Origin of the sequence: Arthrobacter sp. UNC362MFTsu5.1 (genome assembly GCF_000685965.1) — a bacterium.
Lineage (GTDB): Bacteria > Actinomycetota > Actinomycetes > Actinomycetales > Micrococcaceae > Arthrobacter.
The window spans coordinates 90,603-100,518 of the sequence record NZ_JMLE01000017.1; the positions used below are offsets into that span (position 1 = coordinate 90,603).

A 9,916-nucleotide genomic window follows, 5' to 3' on the forward strand; every position below is an offset into this window, starting at 1 on the left:
TGCGGTGAGCCTCGCCCGTCGCCTGATCTCCGCCGGTTTCAGTGACCTGGAAAAGGGGGAGCGGTTCCTTGCTGCCCGGGAACTGGAAGGGATCGACCAGGAGGCTTTGTTCGCGGGCTTCCACCTGGCCGCCAACCCGGACACCGCCCTGCAGTCGCTGGTGCGCCTGATCGAAAAACATCCCGATCTCCGGAAGCTTGCTGCTGCGGACATCGACACCAGCGAGCCGCTGTACCGGGTCCTGGGTGCCTCGGAGGCGCTGGGTGAATTCCTGATCCGCCATCCGGAGCACCTTGACGCCTTTGACGTGGTGGCCAGCCCGGAGCCTGCGGCGGCGGATGCCGGGGAACTCAGGGCGCGTCTCCTGCGGTCCGTCCAGGCCGACCCGAAGGCGCGCAGGCCGGTGGCGGGGCTCTCCGGCCCGGAGGCCTACGTGGCCCTTCGCACCGCGTACCGCAGAGGCGTGGTTGACCTGGCGGTGAAGGACCTGTGTGCCGCCGACCCGCTGGACTTCATGCCCGCGGCCGGTGCCGAACTGGCGGATCTTGCCGGTGCTGCCATCGAGGCGGCGCTGGCAGTATCCCGGGCCGAGGCAGGCGAGCAGTTCTCGGCATCCGAAGTCGCCGAAGTGGGTCTCGCCGTCATCGGCATGGGCAAGTGCGGTGCCCGCGAGCTCAACTACATTTCCGACGTCGACGTCATTTATGTGATCGACGCCGGCGAGCTGGATGATGCCCGCGCCAACACGATCGGGACGGCCCTTGCCACCGGGATCTCGCGGGCCATCATGTCCATCGGCCGGGAGCCCGGCCTCTGGGAGGTGGACGCCAACCTGCGGCCGGAGGGCAAATCGGGACCGTTGGTGCGGACGCTGGCGTCGCATCAGAGCTATTACGCCCGCTGGGCCGAAAGCTGGGAATTCCAGGCCCTCCTGAAGGCCCGGACCATTGCCGGGGACGCGGAGCTGGGCGCCCGGTACGAGGCCGCCGTCCTTCCGCTGATCTGGGGTTCGGCGAACCGCGAAGGATTTGTGGAATCCGTGCAGGCCATGCGCCGGCGCGTCACGGACAACATTCCCGCGGATGAGGAACAGCGCCAGATCAAGCTGGGCCGCGGCGGCCTGAGGGACGTCGAATTCACGGTTCAGTTGCTGCAACTGGTGCACGGCAAAGCCGATGAATCCCTCCGGCACAGAGACACCACTTCAGCCATCGCCGCGCTCTCGGCCGGTGGCTACATCGGCCGGACGGATGCCGCCGAATTTGACCACGCCTACCGGTACCTCCGGCTCCTGGAACACCGGATCCAGCTCTTCCAGCTGCGCCGCACGCATCTGATGCCGGTGAGGGAAGACGCCCTGCGCGCGCTGGCGAAGGGCGTGCTGGGCCCCTTCGCCCGGGAACGCCCGCACCCTGATGCGCTCCTGGCTGCCTGGCAGAAAACCAAACGCGCTGTCAGGGAACTGCATGAACGCATTTTCTACCGGCCCCTGCTGAACACCGCCGCCAAGCTGAGCAGCGAAGAAGCGCGGCTCACGCCGGAGGCAGCACAAGGCCGCCTTGCCGCCCTCGGTTACCAGGATCCCCGGGGCGCCATGAGGCATATCGAGGCGCTCACGGCCGGGGTCAGCCGGCGTGCGGCGCTGCAGCGCCAGCTCCTGCCCATCCTGCTCGGATGGCTCGCCGACGGCGTGGACCCCGACGCCGGGCTGCTGGGTTTCCGCCGCGTCAGCGAGGCGCTGGGAACAACGCACTGGTACCTGGGGATGCTGCGGGATTCGACGGCGGCGGCCGAGCGGCTCTGCCATGTCCTGTCCAACTCGCGCCTGATCGCCGACCTCCTGGAGGTGTCTCCGGAATCGGTGGCCTGGCTGGGGACGGACAAGGAGTTGGCTCCGCTGGGATTCGAGGCCCAGTGGCTCGAAATCACCTCAAAGATGTCGCGGCATGAGGACCCGGAAAGCGCCATGCGGCTCATCCGCCTGATCCGGCGCAGGGAAATCCTGCGGGTAGCCATTGCGGACAGCGCCGGGCTGCTGGACCAGGACCAGGTGGGTGCCGCCCTCGCGGACACGGACCGCGCAGCCGTGCTGGGCGCCCTCCGGGTCGCCGAAGGCATCGTGGGTGCCTCGGGTCCCCTGAAGACACGTGTCCTGGTGGTGGCCATGGGCCGGCAGGGCGGCCGCGAAATCGGTTATGGCTCCGACGCGGATGTCATGTACGTGCACCGCGGGCTGCCGGGCGTTCCCGAGGAAGAAGCGCAGAACCAGGCCGCGCAGATCGTGGGACACATTTCGAACCTTCTGACCCAGCCGCTCAAGCCCGCCATCCTGGCCGAACGCGTACTGATGGTGGACGCCGACCTGCGGCCCGAAGGCAAGAGCGGTGCCATGGTCCGCTCCCTCGATTCCTACGCAGAGTACTACCGCCGGTGGTCGCTCGTGTGGGAAGCCCAGGCGTTGCTGCGGGCCCTGCCCATCGCAGGGGATGACGACCTGGCAGCGGACTTCGTGGAGCTGATCGACACCATCCGCTATCCCGCGGAACTGTCGGACAAGGACGTGCGCGAAATCCGCCGCGTCAAAGCAAGGGTGGAAGCGGAGCGGCTGCCCCGCGGCGCGGATCCCGCGCGGCACCTCAAACTGGGGCGCGGCGGGCTTAGCGACGTTGAATGGCTCGTGCAGCTGCTGCAGCTGCAGCACGCCGGCAAGCACCCGGAACTGCGGACCGCGTCCACGGTGCCGGCGCTGGAGGCCGCAGCTTCCCTCGGGTTCCTGGAACGGGACGAGGCGGAACTCCTCCTCAAGGCCTGGCACCTGGCCAGCCGCATCAGGTCCGCCAACGTGATCTGGACCGGCCGTGCCTCCGACCTGCTGCCGTCTTCCCGCAGGGACCTGGAAGCAGTCGCCCGCTGGTGCGGTTACCCGCCAGGCAACGCGGCCACGCTGGAAGAGGACTACCTGAGGCTCAGCAGGCGTGCCCGCGGTGTTTTCGAAAGGGTTTTCTACGGGCAGTAACCGGGCTGGTTTTCGGCGGTGGCACGTCATCGCGGGGGCTGACACAGGGCGGCCCGGATGCTAGTTTGAGCCAATGGCCACGCAACTCTTTCTGAATCTCCCCGTCAAGGACCTGAACAGGTCGGTCGAGTTCTTCACCGCGCTCGGCTTTTCCTTCAACCCGGATTTCACCGACGAAAATGCCACCTGCATGATCATCAATGACGGCGCCTACGTCATGCTGCTGGTGGAAGGCTACTTCAAGACGTTCATTTCCAAGGGCATTGCGGATACCGGCAGCACCGCCGAAGCGATCGTGGCATTTTCCGTTGACAGCCGTGAAGCTGTTGACGACACGATCCGGAAGGCGATGACTGCTGGAGGTGCGCCTTCGCAGGAGGCCCAGGACTACGGGTTTATGTACAACCACAGCTTCCAGGACCCGGACGGCCACCTCTGGGAGGTCTTCTGGATGGACCCTGCCGGGCCGCCGGCTGACGCCCAGACGCCATAGCTTCACCCCGCCCCGCCGGCGGCCGCGGCACCGGCCAGAGGCACGACGCCGGCCGTCACCGCCGCGGCACCGGCCAGAGGCACGACGCCGGCCGTCACCCGAAAGGTGGCGGCCGGCGTCGCGGGTTCTGGGTAGGCTCGATCCATGTCTGAATCCGTTTGGCTTATCGCCCTGAAGAACCTCGACGACGACGCCAGGGCCATCAAGCTGGGCGAGGTCGCGGGACTGGAACTGGGGGAGGACCAGCGCGACTTCGCCGGTGATCCGCTGCGCATGATGCTCGTGGCGCTGGAGGAGGATTCACGCTTTCCCTATGTGGTGGACTCCGGCGGAGAAGCCGTCGGCGTATTCACGTTGCAGCGCGGTGCGGCGACACTGGCGGGCTGGGAGGATGATCAGGCGGTGTGGCTCTTGCGCGGCTTCCTCATCGACAGGAACCGGCAGGGCAGGGGACTCGGCACCCTTGCGGCCGCAGCAGCGGTCAGGGAAGCAGCGAAACTGACGGTAAGGCTGGGTGGCGGAGAGGCCGGCGTCGTACTGTCAGTCAACGAGCGCAACCCGGCCGGCCAGGCCGCCTACCGCAAAGCCGGATTTGAAGACCGCGGACAGTACCTCGGCGGCGACGCCGGACCGCAACGGACCATGTACCGGTCCTTCTGAGCCTTCGTGCCGGCACTGCGACGAGTTGCGCCGCCGAACGTTCAGGGTGTCGAAGGGATCGCAACACTCGCGGCGTACCGGGTCATGAACGCTGCCATCGCATCACGGTTGACCTCCCTGTGGGCTCCGAAGGATCCATCCGGGTAACCTGTGGTGATCCGCTCGGCGGCGAGCCACGAGATCTCCGCGGCAAACTGGCTGCCGGCGGGGACATCCGAGAATACAGAGGGAGCAAGGCTGATGTTAGGGCTGCCGTCGAAGCGGTACAGGAAAGCGGCCATTGCATCGCGGTTGACGTTGTCTGCAGGGTGGAATCCGCCGTCGGGGAATCCGCGGGTAATGCCGGTCGATGCCAGCCAGCGGATCTCGTCGTAGAACTGGCTTCCGGCGGGAACATCCGGGAAAGTCGGTGCGTCCGCAGGGACCGCCGGATTCCCGGCCAGGCGGTAGAGGAAGGCCGCCATGGCATCCCGCTTGATCCCAGTCAGCGGCCTATAGGTTCCGTCCGGATATCCCTCCGTGATACCGGTGGAGAACAACCAGGCTATCTCGCCGTAGAACTGGTTGTCGGCGCGGATGTCCGTGAAGGAAGGTGCCACGATCATCCCCACATCGACGCCGCTCGCGATCCCGCCGGCCGCTACTGTGATCGGCTTCGGGAAACCGCCCGGTCCCCATTCGCTGTACCACTGGTCTGTGGTGCCGCTGGTGCCGCCCAGGAATTTCACTGTGTAGGTACCCGCGGGGAGGCCGGTCAATTCATACGTTCCCTCCACCCGCACCTGGGTTTGTTTGACAATTGCGTGGTTAGCGGAATACGCCTGTACGCTCACCGGGCTGTAAGGCGTGCCGGACGGGGCGAAAATGCGTCCCACGATGGCTGCCGGTCCCACACCCGGTGTCAGCCCCAACGGCGGGACGTTAGAGGGTTTATCCCGGCACATGTTGGTTTCCGCTTCGTTGAGCTGGGTCATTAGCGCCGTGTACTCTGCCTCGTCGACGCTGAGATTCCACCGGGCCTTGATCCAGACCCACTCGGTTGCGTATTTGCAGTGGACTCCGTCGTGCGGCGGCCACCATCGGGCCGGGTCGGCGGATCCCCGCTCAACGTTTGTGTCCTTGGTGGTGACGTAGAGCGAGATGTTGCCAACCAGGTCGTTCGCGAAGTCCCGGCGCTGCTCCGGCGTCCAGGCCCACGCCCCGGACAGCCAGGCTTCCTCCAGCGGCACAGTGTGGGCCACATCGAGCAACGCCTGATCACCCGTGACCACGCGGTCCCACTGGGAGATCCATTGTGCCGTGGCCACAGTGCAGGGTCCTGCCATCGTTGGACCCCCCGCACTGGCGATCAGGACATGCTCGCGGGTGTTGCAGCCATCGTCTCCCATTGCCGGATAGTCATATGCGGTTTCCTGGTACGCAGGACCGCCCGGCGGGCGGACGGTCAGCGAACTCAGCAAAGCACGCGCGGTGGTGAGCGCCTGCGGAGGGGAACCGTACACGGGCGACGCCACGCCGATTGGAATGGGGCCCCCCGCCTCGGTGGCCAGCCCGACCATCGTAGCCAAACCGGCGGACCCCGCCGGTCCGCTTGCGCTGAAGGTGAGGAAGAAAGCCGTCACCATTGCCATGCATGCTCCGGCCCGCTTCATGGAGTCCCCCAAACCTCGCGTATCCCTATACCGTCCCCGGAGCATATAGAAGGAGTCCAGGCATTCGTAGAGTGGGCGCTACTGGCAAACTGGTTGCCCTCCGCGCGCGGCGGGCTGCTGTTACTCGTCTTTCGACACAAAAAAGTCCGCACGTGCTGCCGTAGCAGCACATGCGGACTTTCTGCGGACTAAGCGATGGTTAGGCCGGGGGTCTGACTAGACGCCGTAGTAGAGCTCGAACTCGTAGGGGTTCGGGCGCAGGGACAGCGGGCGGATCTCGTTCTCGTACTTGTACTCGATCCAGGTGTCGATCAGGTCCTGGGTGAACACGCCGCCGGCCTGGAGGAACTCGTTGTCCTCGGCCAGTGCGTCCAGGGCTTCCTCGAGGGTGCCCGGAGCCTTGGGGATGTCCTTGGCTTCTTCAGCGGGGAGCTCATAGAGGTCCTTGTCGATGGGAGCCGGGGGTTCGATGCGGTTGCGGATGCCGTCAATGCCGGCCATCAGCTGGGCAGCGAACGCCAGGTACGGGTTGGAGGAGGGGTCCGGAGCGCGGAACTCGATGCGCTTGGCCTTCGGGTTGGAGCCCGTGATCGGGATACGGATACCGGCGGAGCGGTTGCCCTGCGAGTAGACCATGTTGACCGGAGCTTCGAAGCCCTTGACCAGGCGGCGGTACGAGTTGACCGTCGGGTTGGTGAAGGCGAGGACGGCGGAGGAGTGCTTCAGCAGGCCGCCGATGTACCAGCGGGCCATATCGGAGAGGCCTGCGTAGCCCTTCTCGTCGTAGAACAGCGGCTCGCCGCCGTTCCACAGCGACTGGTGGCAGTGCATGCCCGAGCCGTTGTCACCGAAGACCGGCTTCGGCATAAAGGTGACCGACTTGCCCCAGGCGTCGGCGGTGTTCTTGATGACGTACTTGAACTTCTGCAGGTCATCAGCCGCGTGGGTCAGCGTGGTGAACTTGTAGTTGATTTCAGCCTGGCCGGCGGAGCCCACTTCGTGGTGGCTGCGCTCGACCTCAAGGCCGGCTTCGTCCAGGGCAACACACATGGCGTCGCGCAGGTCGGCCTGCTTGTCGGTGGGGGAGACCGGGAAGTAACCGCCCTTGACGGGGGTCTTGTAGCCCAGGTTTCCGCCTTCTTCTTCGCGGCCGGTGTTCCAGTGGGCTTCTTCGGAGTCGATCTTGTAGAAGCTGCCCTGCGGGGAGGACTGGTACTGGACGTTGTCGAACACGAAGAACTCGGCCTCGGGAGCGAAGAACGCGGTGTCGGCGATGCCGGTGGAAGCGAGGTAGGCCTCAGCCTTCTCGGCCACGCCGCGGGGGTCGCGGTGGTAAGGGTCACCGGTGCGGGGGTTCACGATGGAGAAGTTCAGCGCGAGCGTCTTCTCCATGCGGAACGTGTCCAGGAATGCCGTGGTGACATCCGGGATGAGCTGCATGTCGGACTCGGCGATGCCCTGGAAACCGCGGATGGACGAACCGTCGAACAGTTGGCCGTTGATGAAGAAGTCTGCATCAACGCTCTTGGCCGGCACGTTGAAGTGCTGCTGCACGCCAGGGAGGTCGGTGAAGCGGATATCGACGAATTTAATATCTTCGTCCTTGATGAACTTGAGGACTTCGTCCGCAGTCTTGAACATCTATGCTCCTTACGCATAAGTAATAACTGGCTGGAAAGCCATATGGTCCAGCGCAATCCGACGGCGCGAAAACACAAAAGTGTCCCCGCTCCCAGCTCGCTAGCAACTGTTACCACCCTAGGGACACGGGATTTCCCGTCCGTGTCCGCTATGTTTCCGGCAGGTTACAGAACCGCCTGATATGTAAACGCTATACGGTGTCCACACTGTGGTCCATCCGCATCCATACTGTGAACTTAACTGCGGGACCCGTGCAACGGATAGGCTTGATCCGTGGTTGATCGTAAAGATATAGGTTCCTGGCTCAGCGGGCCGGATACGTCCGGCATTTCCAAGTACCCGGGGGAGCGCCTCGGCCGGCCCGAGGCAGGCCCCGGCTCGATCGCCCGGGCCGGACGCCGGATCCTTGCCATCTGCATCGACTGGGGACTCGCGCTGCTGATCAGCAACTACGCGTTCGGCGGGGATCCGTGGGGCACGCTTGCCGTGTTCGCCATAGAGCAGATCCTCCTGATCGGCACCCTCGGCTACAGCATCGGCCACCGGCTCCTTGGCATCCACGTAGTCCGCCTGGGCGGCGCTCCGGCCGGACCGCTCGCGGCGCTGGTCCGCACCATCTTGCTGTGCCTCGTGATTCCGGCGGTCATCTTTGATCCGGATCACCGCGGCCTGCACGACAAGGCGATGAACACCGTCCTCGTCCGTAGGTAGCCGGTCCGGCTTAGACGCCTGCGGTGACGTTATCGCGCTGCTCTGCCGGCCTGCTGCCCGTCGGCGTCAGGTAGCCGCGCTTGCCCGCCCACCGTTCGAAGAGGACGGTGGCGAACGGCAACACCGCTGAGAAACCGGCGAGGAACGCCACCAGGAACGGCCACCGCTGCAGGCGCCACAGGGCAAGCGCCGCCACTCCATAGGCGATGAACAGTGCGCCGTGAATCGGTCCTGCAATCTCCACGCCAAGCTCGGAGGTCCGGGCAATCCATTTGAAGTACATTCCGGTCAGGAGGGCCGCCCAGCTGAAGGCTTCGGCCACGGCGAGGACCCGGAAGAGCCGGATAACGGTGGATTTCGAGGGCAGTTTCACGGTACTCCGGTTTCTCTGGGGGGCAGTGCGGTTTTGCTACGGGGGTGCGGGGCTGACAAAGCCGTGAGTACGGCTGACCGGCTCAAAACGAACGCCCCGGCGCCGGCTGATGACCGGTTCCGGGGCGTTGCCAAGGCTGCTAGCGGCCGCGGGCTGCTTTGCGGTCCGGCCGAGCCTTGTAAGGATCGATTCCCTTGGGGATGGGGAGGCGGTTTCCGAGCGAGGAAATCCGCTTCGACACCGCGCTCACTTCGAGCTTGGTGAGTTCCTTGTCCAGCTTGTTCATCTTCTTGGCGACCTGGCTGAGGGGGGTCTGGCCTTCGCCGCGGCCGGTCTCGATCACGTGGACGGTTACGTTGGGCAGGATGCGGGCGAGGCGCTTGCGTTCGGCGTCGACGAGGGGCCGGACCCGGTGGGTGGGGCCTTCGCTGACGAGTACGACGCCGGGACGGCCGATGGCGCGGAAGACGGCGTCCTGGGTCCGCGGGTTGACCGCAACCGGCTGGTCCTCAGTGATCCAGCCGCGCTTCAGGGTACCCAGTGCCGCGCCCGAGGCTCCGGGCTGGTTCTCAATCTGGGCAAACGCGGCCCGCTCAGCGCGGCGCGAAAGGATGAGGGTTGCGGCCAGCAGGCCGAGGGGGATGCCGATAATCAGGCCCGTGATCCAGTTTTCCAGGAGGAAGCCCACCAGGAAGCTGACGGCGACGACGCCCAGGAAAGCAAGCAGCATCATCCAGACCACCATGGGGTCGTGGCGGCGCGTCATCTGGAAGACTTCGTTGATCTGCTTCAGCCTGCTGGGCTTCTTGACCTTGGCTTCCTTCGGCTTGCGAGAGAAGAGGCCACGCTTCGGAGCGTCGGAGGCTGCCGGAGTCGGTTTGCTGGAATCAGGGGAATTCGCCATAGTGCCTTAATTCTACGTGATTTATGCCTGAGGGCCGGACGCCGGATTGCTCCGGTGCCGGCCCTCAGGCGTAAATGTTACGAAAGGTCCTAGTGGTGTGCCGCGATGAGGGAGCTGGCTTCCTGGCGGGTGCTGCCGGAGCTTTCGATGTGCGCGAGTTCGGCCGGGATCTCCCAGCCCTTCTTGCGCATCGCGGTGGCCCAGAGCCGGCCGGCACGGTAGGAGGAGCGGACCAGCGGGCCGGACATGACGCCGAGGAAGCCGATCTCCTCGGCCTCGGTGGCGAGGTCCACGAATTCCTGCGGCTTGACCCAGCGGTCCACCGGCAGGTGGCGTTCGGACGGGCGCAGGTACTGGGTGATGGTGATCAGGTCGCAGCCGGCCTCGTGCAGGTCCCGCAGGGCCTCGGAGATTTCCTCGCGGGTCTCGCCCATGCCCAGGATCAGGTTGGACTTGGTGACCATGC

9 protein-coding genes and 1 pseudogene are annotated in these 9,916 nt (G+C 65.4%); 4 read left to right on the plus strand and 6 right to left on the minus strand.

The window, feature by feature from the left end; all coding sequences use genetic code 11:
• Nucleotides 1–4 precede the first annotated feature (4 nt).
• Together BS38_RS0116145 and BS38_RS0116150 are read left to right on the plus strand one after the other, a co-directional pair.
• Nucleotides 5–3,016 (plus strand): bifunctional [glutamine synthetase] adenylyltransferase/[glutamine synthetase]-adenylyl-L-tyrosine phosphorylase, encoded by a 3,012-nt coding sequence (locus BS38_RS0116145; protein ID WP_028271755.1) that lies wholly within the window; start codon nucleotides 5–7, stop codon nucleotides 3,014–3,016.
• A 73-nt stretch (nucleotides 3,017–3,089) separates the two neighbouring features.
• A complete protein-coding gene (locus tag BS38_RS0116150) occupies nucleotides 3,090–3,509 on the plus strand; it encodes a VOC family protein (RefSeq protein ID WP_028271756.1) in 420 nt (139 codons plus the stop codon).
• 2 nt (nucleotides 3,510–3,511) lie between these two features.
• On the opposite strand, the gene BS38_RS27150 is transcribed toward BS38_RS0116150, so the two are convergent.
• Nucleotides 3,512–3,655 carry a hypothetical protein gene (locus BS38_RS27150; protein WP_156037149.1) on the minus strand — a complete coding sequence of 48 codons (144 nt, stop codon included), beginning with the start codon at nucleotides 3,653–3,655 and terminating at the stop codon, nucleotides 3,512–3,514.
• Here BS38_RS27150 and BS38_RS0116160 point away from each other — a divergent pair.
• On the plus strand, nucleotides 3,654–4,169 hold the full coding sequence (locus tag BS38_RS0116160; protein ID WP_028271757.1) for a GNAT family N-acetyltransferase: 516 nt from the start codon (nucleotides 3,654–3,656) through the stop codon (nucleotides 4,167–4,169). The genes BS38_RS27150 and BS38_RS0116160 overlap by 2 nt on opposite strands.
• Nucleotides 4,170–4,210: 41 nt before the next feature.
• Here BS38_RS0116160 and BS38_RS0116165 read toward each other — a convergent pair whose 3' ends face one another.
• The gene (locus BS38_RS0116165) at nucleotides 4,211–5,800 is read right to left on the minus strand and encodes an S-layer homology domain-containing protein (protein ID WP_028271758.1); all 1,590 of its coding nucleotides are present in this window, start codon (nucleotides 5,798–5,800) and stop codon (nucleotides 4,211–4,213) included.
• A gap of 237 nt (nucleotides 5,801–6,037) precedes the next feature.
• Entirely contained in the window at nucleotides 6,038–7,462 is a 1,425-nt protein-coding gene (gene glnA, locus BS38_RS0116170) for a type I glutamate--ammonia ligase (RefSeq protein ID WP_011691460.1), read from the minus strand.
• 273 nt (nucleotides 7,463–7,735) lie between these two features.
• On the opposite strand from glnA, the gene BS38_RS0116175 reads away from it, so the two are divergent.
• Entirely contained in the window at nucleotides 7,736–8,173 is a 438-nt protein-coding gene (locus tag BS38_RS0116175; RefSeq protein ID WP_028271759.1) for an RDD family protein, read from the plus strand.
• Between the two features lie 10 nt (nucleotides 8,174–8,183).
• Here the strand turns inward: BS38_RS0116175 and BS38_RS0116180 are convergent, their stop codons facing one another.
• The 3 genes and pseudogenes from BS38_RS0116180 to BS38_RS0116190 all read right to left on the minus strand — a co-directional run.
• A complete protein-coding gene (locus tag BS38_RS0116180; protein ID WP_028271760.1) occupies nucleotides 8,184–8,546 on the minus strand; it encodes a DUF3817 domain-containing protein in 363 nt (120 codons plus the stop codon).
• A 139-nt stretch (nucleotides 8,547–8,685) separates the two neighbouring features.
• Nucleotides 8,686–9,450 carry a DUF4191 domain-containing protein gene (locus BS38_RS0116185; protein WP_028271761.1) on the minus strand — a complete coding sequence of 255 codons (765 nt, stop codon included), beginning with the start codon at nucleotides 9,448–9,450 and terminating at the stop codon, nucleotides 8,686–8,688.
• An 89-nt stretch (nucleotides 9,451–9,539) separates the two neighbouring features.
• Nucleotides 9,540–9,916 (minus strand): annotated as a pseudogene (locus tag BS38_RS0116190) (lipoyl synthase); the annotation flags it as partial.